Annotated in this window: 12 protein-coding genes; 8 read left to right on the top strand and 4 right to left on the bottom strand. The window is 70.5% G+C overall.

The window, feature by feature from the left end; genetic code table 11:
• The first annotated feature begins 337 nt into the window (after positions 1-337).
• Positions 338-1,930, top strand: a complete 1,593-nt coding sequence (locus ACXRVZ_RS07305; protein WP_457421708.1) for an acyl-CoA dehydrogenase family protein — start codon at positions 338-340, stop codon at positions 1,928-1,930.
• Here the strand turns inward: ACXRVZ_RS07305 and ACXRVZ_RS07310 are convergent.
• A complete protein-coding gene (locus tag ACXRVZ_RS07310) occupies positions 1,919-2,908 on the bottom strand; it encodes a hypothetical protein (protein ID WP_457421710.1) in 990 nt (329 codons plus the stop codon). The two genes, ACXRVZ_RS07305 and ACXRVZ_RS07310, sit on opposite strands and share 12 nt — an antisense overlap.
• A complete protein-coding gene (locus ACXRVZ_RS07315) occupies positions 2,905-4,050 on the bottom strand; it encodes a hypothetical protein (RefSeq protein WP_457421712.1) in 1,146 nt (381 codons plus the stop codon). The genes ACXRVZ_RS07310 and ACXRVZ_RS07315 overlap by 4 nt, the downstream gene beginning before the upstream one ends.
• Positions 4,051-4,222: 172 nt before the next feature.
• Between ACXRVZ_RS07315 and ACXRVZ_RS07320 the strand changes: the two genes are divergently transcribed.
• Positions 4,223-4,411, top strand: coding sequence for a hypothetical protein (locus ACXRVZ_RS07320; RefSeq protein ID WP_457421714.1), 189 nt, complete (start codon positions 4,223-4,225; stop codon positions 4,409-4,411).
• Positions 4,412-4,491: 80 nt separating this feature from the next.
• Here ACXRVZ_RS07320 and ACXRVZ_RS07325 read toward each other — a convergent pair whose 3' ends face one another.
• Entirely contained in the window at positions 4,492-5,142 is a 651-nt protein-coding gene (locus ACXRVZ_RS07325; protein WP_457421716.1) for a response regulator, read from the bottom strand.
• A gap of 195 nt (positions 5,143-5,337) precedes the next feature.
• On the opposite strand from ACXRVZ_RS07325, the gene ACXRVZ_RS07330 reads away from it, so the two are divergent.
• The 4 genes from ACXRVZ_RS07330 (at position 5,338) to ACXRVZ_RS07345 (ending at position 8,089) form a co-directional block, all read left to right on the top strand.
• Entirely contained in the window at positions 5,338-5,664 is a 327-nt protein-coding gene (locus tag ACXRVZ_RS07330) for a BON domain-containing protein (RefSeq protein ID WP_457421718.1), read from the top strand.
• Positions 5,665-5,779: 115 nt separating this feature from the next.
• Positions 5,780-6,193 carry a response regulator transcription factor gene (locus tag ACXRVZ_RS07335; protein WP_457421720.1) on the top strand — a complete coding sequence of 138 codons (414 nt, stop codon included), beginning with the start codon at positions 5,780-5,782 and terminating at the stop codon, positions 6,191-6,193.
• Entirely contained in the window at positions 6,156-7,601 is a 1,446-nt protein-coding gene (locus ACXRVZ_RS07340; protein ID WP_457421722.1) for a CHASE3 domain-containing protein, read from the top strand. The genes ACXRVZ_RS07335 and ACXRVZ_RS07340 overlap by 38 nt, the downstream gene beginning before the upstream one ends.
• A gap of 89 nt (positions 7,602-7,690) precedes the next feature.
• Entirely contained in the window at positions 7,691-8,089 is a 399-nt protein-coding gene (locus tag ACXRVZ_RS07345) for a hypothetical protein (protein WP_457421724.1), read from the top strand.
• Here the strand turns inward: ACXRVZ_RS07345 and ACXRVZ_RS07350 are convergent.
• Positions 8,086-10,599: an EAL domain-containing protein gene (locus ACXRVZ_RS07350; protein ID WP_457421726.1), complete on the bottom strand. Its 2,514-nt coding sequence runs from the start codon at positions 10,597-10,599 to the stop codon at positions 8,086-8,088. The two genes, ACXRVZ_RS07345 and ACXRVZ_RS07350, sit on opposite strands and share 4 nt — an antisense overlap.
• Positions 10,600-10,769: 170 nt before the next feature.
• Between ACXRVZ_RS07350 and ACXRVZ_RS07355 the strand changes: the two genes are divergently transcribed.
• Both ACXRVZ_RS07355 and ACXRVZ_RS07360 read left to right on the top strand, forming a co-directional pair.
• The gene (locus ACXRVZ_RS07355) at positions 10,770-11,189 is read left to right on the top strand and encodes a hypothetical protein (protein WP_457421728.1); all 420 of its coding nucleotides are present in this window, start codon (positions 10,770-10,772) and stop codon (positions 11,187-11,189) included.
• 459 nt (positions 11,190-11,648) lie between these two features.
• Positions 11,649-13,730, top strand: coding sequence for a hypothetical protein (locus ACXRVZ_RS07360; protein WP_458232279.1), 2,082 nt, complete (start codon positions 11,649-11,651; stop codon positions 13,728-13,730).
• Positions 13,731-13,742: the final 12 nt, after the last annotated feature.

Raw genomic sequence — 13,742 nt, forward strand, 5'->3', positions numbered from 1 at the left:
CGACGTTGATGCGACGAACCGGGTTCGCGGGTTCGCTACCCCACCTTGCGGATGCATGCTCATGATTGGCAACTGTTCGGGCTACACGGTTGGACAAGACGGGTGGCTGCGTTGACCATAGGCTCGGGGACGAACTTCAAGCTCCGGGGGACAACAGGTTTGGCGCAGCTACCGCGACACGGAAGGCATTCAGCGCGTGCCGCCAAATGCTTGATTGGAAAGATACAAGGGGACGGCGATGCTCGCGGCATTGAGCCACGAGCACATCGCCGGCGCGGGCCGGCTTGGGAGCGGCCCGGCGCTCGGTCCGCAAGTTTCCTGGGGTGGGATCACTGAGATGTCCACACCGGACAACCTCGTTGACGAGTGGGTCGGCCACAACCTGCTGACCAGCGACCCTGCGCTGCTCGCCGCATTGCGCAGCGCGGCACCCCAGGCCGTCGAGCCGCTGACAGCCTACGGCGCCGAACTCGGCAGCGCCGAGACCGCCCAGCTCGCCCGCGACGCCAACCGCTTCGGCCCTGCGCTGCGCCAGCTCGACGCGCGCGGACGCCGCATCGACGCGGTGGACTTCCACCCCAGCTGGCACGTGCTGCTGGCCATGTACCGCCGCCAGGGCCTGGTGGCCGACGTCTTCGCCACCGACACGCCCGGCCGCTGGGCCAAGTTCGCCGCGGGCTGCTACCTGCACGGTCAGGTGGAGGCCGGCTCACTGTGCCCCGCGACGATGACGCAGGCCGCTGTTCCCCTCCTGGCCCGGCAACCCGAGCTGTTTGCGCCGCTGCGCGACAAGTTCTTCAGCCGCGAGCACGACCCGCGCGATGCGCCCATCGCCGACAAGTCGTCCATCTGGGTCGGCATGGGCATGACCGAGAAGCAGGGCGGCTCCGACCTGCGCCGCGTGACGACCACTGCCACGCAGCAGCCGGACGCAAGCTACGCAATCACCGGCCACAAGTGGTTCTTCTCCGCACCGACGAGCGACGCGCATCTCGTGCTGGCCCGCACAGACGCTGGCCCCACCTGCTTCTGGCTGCCGCGCTACACGCCCGACGGCACGCGCAACGCCGTCCAGGTCATGCGCCTGAAAGACAAGCTGGGCAACCGCAGCAACGCCAGCAGCGAGGTGGAGTTCCACGGCGCCTGGGCGCAGCGCCTGGGCGACGAGGGGCGCGGCATCCCGACGCTGATCGAGATGGCCGGCTACACACGGCTGAACTGCGTCATCGGCAGCGCCGCGCTGCTGCGCGCCGGCCTGGTCCAGGCCCTGCACAACGCTCGTGAACGCAGCGCCTTCGGCCGCCATCTGGCAGAGCAGCCGCTGATGCAGACCGTGCTGGCCGACCTCGCCCTGGAGAGTGAAGCTGCGATGCGCCTGATGCTGCGTCTGGCGCAGGGCTTCGAGCACGGCGAGCCGGCCTGGCAACGCCTGATGACGCCGGCCGCCAAGCTCTGGGTCTGCAAGCGCGCCATCGAATGCACCGGCGAGGCGATGGAGCTGCTGGGTGGCAACGGCTATGTGGAAGACGGCGTGCTCGCGCGGCTGTACCGCGAGGCGCCGGTCAACTCCATCTGGGAAGGCTCGGGCAATGTGATGGCGCTGGACGTGCTGCGCGCCGTGGCCCGCGAGCCGCAGGTGGCGTTGGCGCTGCTCGACGGCTTTGCCGCCAGCTCGGACGCACCGGTGCAGGCCGAGGCGCAGGCGCTGCGCCAGCTGCTGACCGGCGACCCCGCAGCGCTGGAGGCCCAGGCACGCCGCGTTGCCCAAGGCCTGGTGCTGTGCGCACAGGCGCTGCTGATGCGCGAGCAGTCGTCCACCGTCTCGGCCGACGCCTTCATCGCCACCCGCTTCGGCGGCAGTGGCCGCCTGCTCGGCACGCAGGCCGTGCCGCAGGCGGCGCAGATCCTTGACGCTGCGCTAGCTCTGTAGCGCCCAGCGCTTGCAGGACTGGTAGTTGCGTTCAGCGTCCCTGTCGCTGCCCCAGGCGTCCAGCTCCGGCTGGTCGATGGTCTTCAATGCCGCGGCAGCCACTTCACGGTCCTTGGCCATGCAGGCCAGCACTGCGCGCCGGTTGCGCCAGTAGTCGCCCGGATAGGCCGCCACCAGCCGTTCGAGGCCTTGCCGCATCAGCGGCCAACTCACCCGCGTGTTCTCGAACAGCGACTGCTCGTAGTGATGGACGGCCGCATCGTTGTAGAGCCGCGCGTAGCGCATGCTGGCCTCGCCATCGGGCAGGGTGCGCATGGCCTCGCGCACCCAGGCCTCCAGTTGCTGCGGGGTGCCGCCCCATCTCGGCATCAGGCCGTTGATGGCGGCGCGGTAGATGCACTCGTCCCCAGGCTCCTTCGACAGCGCGCGACGCGCCGCCGCCAGCCGTTCGTCCACGCTGACGCGGCGGAACAGCATCACCTCCAGCATCACCTCGGCCGCATGGCTGTCGCCAGACAGCGCGGCTGCATGCTGCTCGGCGTAGGCCTGCACGCGGTCCACGGTGACGCGGTAGTCCTTGCGGCGGTCGCCCGGCGTGGTGTTGGCGAAGGCGCTGCCGGACTGGAACCAGGCCATATCGACCAGCGCGCGCAGATGGCTGGCATGCGCCAGCGCCAGCTCGGGCCGACGCTGCGCCCAGGCCAGCGTTCCGGCGACACGTGCCTCGTGGTAAGCCAACGACTGATCGATGGCCCCACTCCCCAGACCATGACGAAAGCTGCACAAGGCCAGCGCGCCATCGCGGGACCACTGCGGGGCAGCACGCGCAGCGGCGCCAAGGCGCTCCAACTCATCCCAATCGGCCCAGTACGTCGCACTGGCTGCCTGGTAGTGGATGTCGTCGCCCGCCGGCCGCGCATGGGGCAGCGCGTGCGCGCAGAGCAGGCTCAGGGCCAGCAGCGCTTGTCCTGTTCTCATGGCAAGCTCCATTCGAATTCGCGGTCGAAGGCACGCAGCCCTTTCGTGGGCGCCCACACCTTCCAATCCATGTCGCGCGCCTTGGCCAGCGTCGCCAGATCGAGGACACCTTCGAATGCCAGCGGACGCGCATTGCGCACGCCCGGCACCGTCATCTCGCGCTGGACCACCGTCGGGTGCAGCAACTGGCCTTCCGGATTCAACGCGGCCCGGATGGTGATGACGCCACGGATGGTGAAGAGGCTGCCCAGCTTGGGGTAGGGCTCGCTGTCGCTGGTCGGACCGGCGGCTTTCAGACGGTCGATTCCCAGCACATCGGCGGCCTGCATGGCCGTGGCGGCACGGAATTGCACCGGACGGGCACCCGCCCACTGGTGCAGGGCGCAGCGCACCACGGGCTCGGCGACCCAGGGGTTCAACCGGGTGTTGTCCGAGTCGCCGAGGTAGAGCTGGGCCAGCACCGGGGGCAGCGGTGTCTTGGCAGGCTGGCCGCTGGCACGCAGCGTCAACAGCACGTCCTCGGCATCCAACGGCTCGGTCTCGTCGACCTGCCTCGGCTCGCCCCAGCGGGCCAGCAATTCACGCTCGGCCTGTACTGCGGCGCGCCGCACAGGGGGCGGCAGCCCGCGCAGCCGCGCCAGGCGCATGACCAGCTCGCTCGGCCGGGAGCCAATCGGGCGGCACATGCCCGGCAGCTGCAACGCCTGGGCCAGCGCGGCATCCTGGGCGGGCCCGATACTGTCGCGGCCCCACAGGGCGAACTCATTCGCCAGCCGCGCCAACATGCGGCGCGGCCATTCCGGTCCTTCTGGCTGGCGGATTTCCTCCAGTGCCCATCGCGCCATCAGCGCCTGCACGCGCGGCAGGTGCTCGGCCTGCATTGCCTGCGCAGCAGCGCGTGTTTCATCGTCGAGGGCGTCTTCGGCCAGCACGGCAAAGCGCGGCGCCACGAGGTTTTCGAACATCTGCTCGACGAAGCCACGCTGTACTACGTTGAGAGCTGACGCTGGCGCCTGTGCGACCGCTCCCACAGGCGGCGCCTTGGCGGCGGGCTTGGCCGGCGCCTTGTCGGCGGCGCTGGCGAGGCCGGCGCACAACAGCAACGCGGCCAGGATCGACAGAGCCGCAGCTTTCCATCTCATCTTGTTCTCCCTTGGACGGCCGCATTGTGGCCAAGCCGCCCTGCCTCGCGCCTCATGGTTTTCTTGAGCGCCGTGTCGGCCTTCTCCGACACGCCGAGGCGCCGCCGGCCGATGCGAAAGCACACGCGCCGCAGCGATCCTTGACGGCGACATCACATCACTGGAGCACTTGATGGCCGACCTCAGCACCCATTCCGAGCCCGCGATGCCGGCCGCCCAGACGAACCGCATGCTGCTGTCGTCGCTCACGCGCTGGTGGTCGCCGGCCGAAACCTCGTCGTCGGTAGACCCGGATTTGGGCTATGAGTCCGCGCTGCCGTGGACGCTGGGCGACACGCCCGAAGGCCGCAACCACGACTGAATGCCAGGGGCCAACGGCCCCGCACCGCAAACGCAAACGCCCGCTCCGGCATCGCCGCAGCGGGCGTTTGCGTTGCCGGCTTACTGAATCAGTCCGTTCTTCAGCGCGTAGTAGGTCAGGTCGCTGTTGGTCGCCAGCTTGAGCTTTTCCAGCACGCGCGTGCGGTAGGTGCTGACGGTCTTGACGCTGAGGAACAGCGCCTCGGCAATGTGGCCCACGGTCTCGCCCTGGGCCAGACGCAGGAAGACCTGAAACTCGCGCTCCGACAGCAACTCGTGCATGGGCTTGTCGGCGCCGCTGCCGCCCGCACCGCCGCCGACGACGCTGTCGGCCAGCTGCTCGGCCACGGCCGGGCTGATGTAGCGCCGGCCGCGCGACACCAGCCGGATCGCGTTGGCGATCTCCTCCGGGTCGCACTCCTTGTTCAGGTAGCCGGCGGCGCCCTGGCGCAGCAGCGTCGTGGCGTAGTGCGCCTCGGGGAAGCCGCTGAGGATGAGCACGGGCAGTTCGGGGAAGCGCGCCTTGATGGCCGCCAGCGCATCGACGCCGCTCTGGTCGGGCATGGAGATGTCCAGCAACAGCACGTCGACGTCGCCGCGCCGCGCCATCTCCAGCGCCTCGTGTCCGCTGGCGCCTTCGCCGGTGACGCGCAGGTCGACGTGGTCGGACAGGAACTGGCGCAGTCCGGTGCGCACGATGGCGTGGTCGTCGACGATACCGATGCGGATCATGATGGGCCTGTTGTTTGGGGGAACGTCTTCAGCGTAGCAGCCAGTCAGGCCGGGCGGCAGAGGCCGGTGTCCTACAACGATGACAGCCGTGTCCGACAAGCCGCCCCGCTACGGGACTATCCCGGCAACTGCCCGCTGCTCCGATAGTCGCTTCACGGCCCCAGGGCCGCCATCAAGCTACACAAGGAGCCCCAAATGCTGAACAACAAACCCGTCCTGACCCTGGCCCTCGCCGCCGCCCTCGTCGCCACGCTGGGCGCCACCAGCGGCTGTGCCGTTGCCCGCAAGCAGGAAACCGTCGGCGCCTACGTCGACGACGCCGCGCTGACGACGCGCGTCAAGGCCAAGTTCGCCGCCGACCCGACCGTCAGTGCCATGTCCATCAGCGTCGAGACGCTGAAGGGCACCGTGCAGCTTTCGGGCTTCGCCAAGAGCATCGAAGAGCGCCTGGTCGCCGAGAAGCTGGCGCGCGAGACCTCCGGCGTCGTGGCGGTCCGCAACGACATCGCCGTGCGCAACTGAAGCTGAGCCCCCGTCGCGCCTAGGATCAGTCCTACAGCGCGACGCGTTCCTGGCGCCATCGGCAAGGCGCCGAAGCAGTTCATACTTGACCCCAATCACACCGCTGCCGTCGGCCATGCCTGTACTCAAAGCCTTCATCGTCGAGGACAGCCCGGTCATCCTGGAGAACCTCGTCGCCACGTTGGAGGAACTCGCCCAGGTCGAAGTGGTTGGTTCTGTCGCCGATGAGGCGAGCGCAGTGCGCTGGATGAGCCGGGACCCCGACGCCAATGCCGATCTGTTCATCGTCGACATCTTCCTGCGCTCCGGCACCGGCCTGGGCGTGTTGCAGGCGGCGCAGAAGCTCGGCTTGCGTGCACGCCGGGTCGTGCTGACCAACTACGCCACCGAGGAAATGCGCCGCCGCTGCGCCAGCCTTGGCGCCGAGCGCGTGTTCGACAAGAGCCGCGAGCTGGACGACCTCATCGCCTACTGCGCCGAGCTGGCCGAACATGTCGCCGCTCCACGCCCCGCTGCTGCAGCGAGCTGAGCGAGGCGCGGTGCTGCGTCATCTCGACCCCTGGCTGGAGGGCGCTAGCCGGCGCCGCGGCATCGCCGTGGCCTGCGCCGCGCTGGCCGCCGCCGCCGTCATGGGCGTCAGCGAGGCCGCATTCTGGGGCGCCGACCAGGCCATCGCCCAGTCGCGTGCCCGCCATCTCGCCCGCGACGACAGCCTGCGCCTGCGCGAACTGCTCACCAGCGCCGAGACCGCCCAGCGCGGCTTCCTGCTGACCGGCCGCGACAACTACCTCGCCCCGGTGGAACTCGCCGAGCGTGAACTGCCTGCCGTGCTGCAGCGGCTGCGCGGCCAGTACGAAAGCTCGGAGTGGGCGGCCCTGGTGGCCGACGCCAGCCTGCGAGCCAACGAGAAGCTCTCGGAGCTGCAGCTGGTCATCAAGCTCTACCGCGAAGGCAACGTACCGGCGTGGCAGGGGCTGGTGGAGTCCGACATCGGCCGCGAGAAGATGGTGGCCGTGCGCGATGCCGTCGGCCAGCTGGATCGTCACGAGCTGGGCCAGATCGCGCTGGAACGCGAGGCCGTCTACCGTTCGCTGACCTACGGCCGGCTGGGCGTGCACGGGTTGACCGTGCTCAGCCTGTTCGGTTTGGCCATCTTCCTGCGCCGCAACGAGGCGCTGCACAAGGCGCGGCGCCAGCACTCCAACGAGCTGGCCCAGGAGCGTGACCGGCTGGACGGCGAAGTCGCCCGCCGCACCGCCGAGCTGACCGAGCTGGCCCGCCACCTGCAGACCGTGCGCGAGGACGAGCGCGCCCACCTGGCCCGCGAGCTGCACGACGAGCTCGGTGCGCTGCTGACGGCCGCCAAGCTCGACGTCGCCCGCATCCGCCGCATGACCAAGACGGCGCCCGACATCGACGAGCGCCTCAAGCACATGAGCTCCCTGCTCGACCAGGGGATTGCGCTGAAGCGCCGCATCATCGAAGACCTGCGCCCCTCGGCGCTGTCCAACCTCGGCCTCACCTCCGCGCTGGAGATCCTGGCGCAGGAGTTCGCCCAGCGCTCCGGCCTGAAGCTCGACCTGGATCTGACCGAAACGGCCACCTCCGATGGCGACCGCCTGGCGCTGTACCGCATGGTGCAGGAGGCGCTCACCAATGTGCTGCGCCACGCCAAGGCCAAGAACGTGCGCGTGACGCTGGGCGAGGCCGACGGCTGGCTGCAGCTGCACATCCGCGACGACGGCGAGGGCTTCAACCCCGATGCCGTCGCCTCCGGCCACCACGGCCTGCTGGGCATGCGCTACCGCATCGAGAGCCTGGGCGGCACGCTGCAGCTCCTGTCGGCACCCGGCCGCGGCACGCTGGTGCTGGCGCGCCTGCCCCGCCGGGCCGAGCCGGCGATAGACGCTGAGCCGGCCGCAGAACCGGCCGCCTGAAGTCCTACAGGCCAAGCCTGCTGGCGCCGACACGGCGGCTTGGCCGGCAAAGCCAAACTGGACTCAAATCTTCAGTACGGAGGCCCATCATGCGGCTCCCCAAATCGATCCGTTCCAAGGGCCGGCTGGCGCGCCTGAAGCAACTGCGCTCGTCGTTTCATGAGCGGCGCCCCCTGCCAGCGTCGCGCGAACGACGCGGCCTGCACGTGCTGATTGCCATCGCGGCCGTCGGTGGCCTGATCACCAGCGGCGCACTCGGCATGGCTGAGGACCCCCGCTCGCTGGATGTGCAGCTCAGCAGCGCCATGCGCGAGGCCGGCACCACGCTGGCAGCCTGGGAACAGCAGCTGTCGCACGGCCTGCAGGTCTCGCTGCGCGCCGTGGCGGATGGCCGGGAGGCGCCCGCTGCCACGCAACCCGTGGCTGTCGCCATGCCGGCCATGCTGAAGCCAGCGGTGCTCCAGACGGCGCCCCAGGCGGTGCACTAAGCCGCCGCGGGCTCCCGCGCCGCCGCCAGCAACCCGGCCAGCGGCTCGGGGCGGTGCAGCAGGAAGCCCTGCACCTCACCCACGCCCAGGCGCACCACCTCCAGCAACACGTCGGGCGTCTCCACGCATTCGGCCACTGTCGTCAGGCCGAGTGTGCGGGCGACATCCACGAAGCTGCGCACGGCCACCTGATCCAGCGGGTCGGTCATCAGCGAACGGATGAACTGGCCGTCGATCTTCAGCACGTCCACCGGCAGCGCCTTCAGGTAGCCGTACGAGGACGCGCCCGCGCCGAAATCGTCCAGCGCGATGCGGGCGCCCAGGGCGCGCATCTGCGTGATGAAGCGAACGGCGTCGGTCATCCGCGTGATGACGGCCGTCTCGGTGATCTCCAGGCACAGGGCGCGAGCGCGCGTCGGGCCAAGCGCCGAGAGCAGCGCTCTGGCTTCCTCATGGAAGGCGGCGTCCTGCAGCGTCAGCCCGGACAGGTTGACCGACAGCGAGGCGATGTCCGGCAGCTCCTCGCTCTGCAGCAGGGTCACGGCCTGGCGCAGCACCCAGCGGTCGATGCGCGGTGCGATGTGAAAGCGCTCGGCGGCGGGCATGAAGGCGGTGGGCGGCACGCGGCTGCCGTCGCGCTCGCGCAGGCGCAGCAGCAGTTCGCCGCGCAGGCGGCCGTCGTCCTCCAGGCCCTGCGCCGGCATGACGCGCTGCAGGTCGAGCTCGAAGCGGTCTTCGTCCAGCGCCTGCTGCAGCCGGGTGGCCCAGCGGTGCTCGCTCTGGTGGGAGCGCAGCGTCGCGTCGTCGGGCGCCCAGACGTGCACGCGGTTGCGGCCCTGCTCCTTGGCGATCATGCAGCAGGCATCGGCCTCGCGCAGCGCGGCCTCGGCGTCAGGCCAGCGGCCGTCCAGCGGCGCCACGCCAATGCTGGCGCCGATGCGGAAGTTCTGCCCGTCCTGCGCGTAGCGGTATTGGTCCAGCGCGTCGCAGAGCTTCTGCGCGACATGCAGGGCCTCCTCCGGCGAGCAGTTCTCCAGGATGGCCGCGAACTCGTCGCCGCCCAGCCGCGCCACCGTGTCGCGGCCGCGCACGCCGGCCTCCAGCCGGTGAGCCACCTCGCGCAGCACCTCGTCGCCGGCGGCGTGGCCGCAATGGTCGTTGACGAGCTTGAAGCGGTCCAGGTCAAGCGCCAGCAGCGCGTGCTGGCTGCCGTCGCGCTTGGCACGCTCGAAGGTGCGTGCCAGGCGCTGGCCGAACTCGGCGCGGTTGACGAGGCCGGTCAGGCTGTCGTGGCTGGCGCGCCAGCGGATCTCGTCGAACTGGCGGCGCTGCTGCGTCACGTCGCGGAACACCAGCACTGTGCCGAACACGTGCCCGGCCTTGCCGCGGATGGGCGCGACCGAGTCATCCACGGCGCGCTGCTCGCCGTCCCGCGCCAGCAACACCGCGCCGGGCGGCAGCTTGGCCGGCTGGCCGCTGCTCAGGCATTGCTGCACCGGGTCGGGCAGAGGTTCCTGGCCGTCCTCGCGGCGCGGCTGGAAGACGCGGCTGGCCGGCTGGCCGCGCGCCTCGTCGGCCGTCCAGCCCGTCAGCCGCTGCGCCACCGGGTTGAGCCAGGTCACGCGGCCATGGGCATCGGTGGTCAGCACGGCGTCGGCGATGGATTGCAGCGTCACCTCCAGCAGTTCGTGCTGCTCCTCGAGCTGCTGCTGCAGGCGGCGCTCCTCGCTGACATCCCAGCAGACGCCGGACAGGCGCAGTGCCTGGCCGCTGCCGTCGCGCAGCACACGGCCCGAGCCGCGCAGCACGTGGAGGCTGCCATCCGGCCAGACCACCCGCCATTCGCCGTCGAACTGCGGATTGCCATCCCGGGCATCGCGCAGGGATTGCAGCGCTGCGCGGCGGTCCTGCGGGTGCACGCGCCGCTGCCAGGCGGCGGGCGTGATGCGCTGGCTGTGCGTCGCTTCGCCGTGCAGGCGCCACATGGCGTCGTCCCAGGTCAGCTCGCCCTGGCGTGAATGCTGCAGGTCAAGCTCCCACACGCCGATGCCGCCCCCATGCGTGGCCAGATCCAGGCGCTCCAGCGTGCGCTCCAGCTCGGCGCGCACGGCGGCCGGCTCGGTCACGTCCTGCATGACGACACCGACGCGACCGAGCCCATCCTCGCCGTCCCGCCCGCCCACGACGCGCAGCACGCGCGGGCCGCGCTCGCCGGCGTCGCAAGGCAGTTCGACGTCCCAGCCCAGCCCCTCAGCCGCCGCGCGGCGCAATGCAGCGTCCAGCATCGCGGCGCCATCGGGACCGAAGCGTTCCAGCAGGCCAGCAAGCGTCGGCACCCGCGCGGCGGGCAGGCCGAGCAGGTCGCAGGCCGAGTCGGACAGCACCAGAGCCTCGGTGTCGGCTTGCCATTCCCAGGCGCCGAGACCGGCCAGCCGGCTGCAGCGCTCCAGAAGGCGCGCGTTCTGCGCCAAAGCCTGCTCCATGACGTCCGAGTACAGGGGGTCGCTCATCAATAGTTAGTTCGATAAAGACGAGAAAGCTTGAAGCCGACCCCGGTCCAACGGCGTCAGCGGCACCGGGTCGGCCTTGTAGGACAAAGACTCGTCTGCCATTTGTTACAGCGCGGCCGCCAACCGCTGCGCCCGCCGCGCGTTCAATACCCACAGCAAAGGAGCACGACATGAACATCCACCAACCCTCCCTCACCCGCTGGATCGCACCCGCCCTGATCGGCCTGGCCGGCCTGGCGGCCTTGCCCGCAAGCGCGGCCGACGTCGGCGTGTCCATCGGCTTCAGCCAACCCGGCGTCTATGGCCGCGTCGACATCGGCCGCTACCCGCAGCCGGTGCTGATCGCGCAGCAGCCGGTCTACGTTGGCCGGCAGGTCTACCGCGAACCGGTCTACCTGTGGGCGCCGCCCGAGCACCGCCGCGACTGGCGCCACCACTGCAGCCGCTACGGCGCCTGCGGCGCGCCGGTCTATTTCGTCGACGATGGCTGGTATCGCCGCACGGTCGTCGTGCGCCATGAGCCCCCGCATCGCCATCACGACCATGACCGCGGTCGCGGCCATGGGCACGGGCACGGCCACCGGGACTAGGGCCTGCTAACGCTGCGGAAATGGGTCGCGAAGGCCCGCCGCCAGGGGCCAATCAAGGCGCAGCGCGACGCCCGCACTCGCGTGCGGGCTAGCGATGCAACGCCGAGTGGCCCCTGGCGGCGGGCCTTCCCTTCGGGTTGTGGCCAGAAAAGCCGCGCGCGGCGTTGCAAATGCTCGCCGGGTGTGCAACCCGGCTCCGCTTTGCGCCTTGCTCGCGGCTTTTCTGGCCACAACGCGGCCCGTTGCCGCAGCGTTAGCAGGCCCTATCCAGCGCAAAACGCCACGCCAGGCCCGCAGTTCCGGGCATCGCAGGTCGGGCCGTCGGCCTAAAGTCAGTGCATACCCTGACCGTTGCGCCGCTCCCGAGCGGCTGGCCGGATGCCTGACGCTGATTCCACTGCCCTCCCCCCGCTGACCCCTCCGCCGGCCCCGCGCTGGCGCTCGGCCTACGCCTGGCCCATGGCCCTGGCCCTGGCCGCCTGTGGCGGCGGCGGTAGTTCGTCGCCCGGGGATACCGGCACGCCGGTCCCGCCGCCGGTGGCCACGCCCAGCCCGCTGCCAATGCCGACGCACACGCCGACGCCCGGCGCGCCAGCGCCCACGCCTGGCTCCCCCGCGCCGACACCGGGCACGCCCCCGCCACCTCCGCCCCCCCCACCGCCGCCACCGCCGCCGGCAGCAGCGGTCTCCGGCATCGCCGCAGCCGGCCTGGCGCTGACCAACGGCACGGTGCGCGTGCTGGATGCGACCGGCAAGGCCCTCGTCTTCACGAACACGGCCGTGGCGCCCACGACCGGCGTCTACGGACCCATCCCGCTGGGCAACGTCATTCCCTACCGCATCGAAGCCTGCGGCACGGTCGGCGACAAGCCGGTGTGCCTGTGGGGCGCGACGAACGTGGGTGGCACGGTGAATCTGACGCCACTGACCAGCGCGATCACGGTGCTGGCCAGCGGCGTGGCGCCCGACATGCTGATGAAGGACGGCCAGGCCGCCAAGGGCCTGACCGATGCCGACATCACCGCCGCCCACACACAGGTGCGCACCGCTGTGGCGCCGGCCCTGTCCTATGCCGGCCTGGCCAGCGACTTCGATCTGCTGACCGGTGCACTGACACCCAACTCGCACGCGGGCCAGGATCTGCTGCTGGACGCCATCTCCCTGGGCTTTGGCGTCGACACCAAGCCCTACGTCACGCTCGCCTCGCGCTTTGGCGCCGGCGTGGCCTATCTTGAGCCGGGCGCGACTCCGCAAGGCAGCATCAGCGTCGATACCGCGGCCGCTGCGCTGGACTTGCCAGGCCTGAGCACGCTGTTCACCGGCATGGCGGCCGGCATGGCCACCGAGGTGGGCTGCGTGGCCGGCCTTGCTCCGTACCTGGACACCAACGTGCGCGTCTCCACCGACACGCAGGTGGCCGGTGGCCCCGATCTGGCCTCGCAGGTGCTGTGCTTTCGCCTGGCTGGCGTGCTGCCCGGCGCGTTCGGCGAGATCGACAAACTGTTCGGCGGCAAGCTGCTGCCCACGAATGTGGACCGCTGCGAATTCGACATCGGCCTGGGCGACCCGGTCTGCCGCGTCAGCTTCGTCTATCAGTTCAGCATCCAGGACCCGACGGACGCGACCAACAAGACGCCCTGGGTGCTGCAGCGGCCCCTGGGCATCGACCAGGCGGCCATCAAGCACGGCGACGGCTGGAAGTTTCTCGGCAACCGCCTGGAGGTGCAGGCCAGCGCCAAGGCCCGCCTCGTGCTGGCCCGGCGCGTCGATTCGCCGACGACGCCCGACGTCTACTCCCGCTTCCTCGACATCGCCATCCCCGCCGGGGGCAACCTGCGCTGCGCCCGCGCCAGCCAGAAGGACACGAGCGGCGCCGACGTGACGCTGGCCTTGTTCAAGCCGCATGGCACCGGCCGCTACCTGAGCCTGTGGAGCCTCAGCGCCAGCATCGCGACGCCCAGCCTCACTGCCGCCAGCGGTGCGACGCGCGGCGCCGACATCATCACCGTGCCCGTGCCCGTCGGCGCCGTTGGCGACGCGACGGCGCGCAACTTCGCGCGCGCCGGCCGGGCGCTGAAGATCGAACTCTTCAGCGACAGCGCCTGCGCCACGCCCCTGGGCGGCGCCGACGGCGACGCCATCAGCGTCACCGTGGCCGGCCAGTTGCCCGTCGCCACCGCCGCCATGAGCAGCCAGCCCTGGCCGGCACTGGCGCCCACGTCCGCAACGGCACTGGTCGACCTGAAAGGGGCCGTCGCCGTCAAGCTCAACTACGGCCCCACCTGGACCTTTCCGCGCGCCGACGTCGCCATGACCCGCGCCCAGCTCTGCATGCTGGATGCCGCCTGCAGCGTCAAGCTGGTCGACCTGGAACTGCCCGGCACCGCCAAGGCCGCACGCCTGAGCGCCACCCTCGGCATCCTGCCGCTGGTGGTGGGCGACTACAAGCTGCTGCGCCTCACCGGCCGCGCCTCGGACGGCCTGGTGCTGCAAATGGACAACGCGTCCTGCAAGGCGCAGGTCAGCGGCGTTCCTTGCTGATTGCAGTGGTTG

The organism is Roseateles sp. P5_E8, from assembly GCF_054177665.1.

Bases quoted from the DNA above. Each gene is read 5' to 3' on its own strand.
- ACXRVZ_RS07355 (WP_457421728.1), top strand. From the start codon at position 10,770: ATGAACATCCACCAACCCTCCCTCACCCGCTGGATCGCACCCGCCCTG.
- ACXRVZ_RS07325 (WP_457421716.1), bottom strand. From the start codon at position 5,142: ATGATCCGCATCGGTATCGTCGACGACCACGCCATCGTGCGCACCGGA.
- ACXRVZ_RS07320 (WP_457421714.1), top strand. From the start codon at position 4,223: ATGGCCGACCTCAGCACCCATTCCGAGCCCGCGATGCCGGCCGCCCAG.
- ACXRVZ_RS07305 (WP_457421708.1), top strand. From the start codon at position 338: ATGTCCACACCGGACAACCTCGTTGACGAGTGGGTCGGCCACAACCTG.
- ACXRVZ_RS07340 (WP_457421722.1), top strand. From the start codon at position 6,156: ATGTCGCCGCTCCACGCCCCGCTGCTGCAGCGAGCTGAGCGAGGCGCG.
- ACXRVZ_RS07330 (WP_457421718.1), top strand. From the start codon at position 5,338: ATGCTGAACAACAAACCCGTCCTGACCCTGGCCCTCGCCGCCGCCCTC.
- ACXRVZ_RS07350 (WP_457421726.1), bottom strand. From the start codon at position 10,599: ATGAGCGACCCCCTGTACTCGGACGTCATGGAGCAGGCTTTGGCGCAG.
- ACXRVZ_RS07310 (WP_457421710.1), bottom strand. From the start codon at position 2,908: ATGAGAACAGGACAAGCGCTGCTGGCCCTGAGCCTGCTCTGCGCGCAC.
- ACXRVZ_RS07360 (WP_458232279.1), top strand. From the start codon at position 11,649: ATGGCCCTGGCCCTGGCCGCCTGTGGCGGCGGCGGTAGTTCGTCGCCC.
- ACXRVZ_RS07345 (WP_457421724.1), top strand. From the start codon at position 7,691: ATGCGGCTCCCCAAATCGATCCGTTCCAAGGGCCGGCTGGCGCGCCTG.
- ACXRVZ_RS07335 (WP_457421720.1), top strand. From the start codon at position 5,780: ATGCCTGTACTCAAAGCCTTCATCGTCGAGGACAGCCCGGTCATCCTG.
- ACXRVZ_RS07315 (WP_457421712.1), bottom strand. From the start codon at position 4,050: ATGAGATGGAAAGCTGCGGCTCTGTCGATCCTGGCCGCGTTGCTGTTG.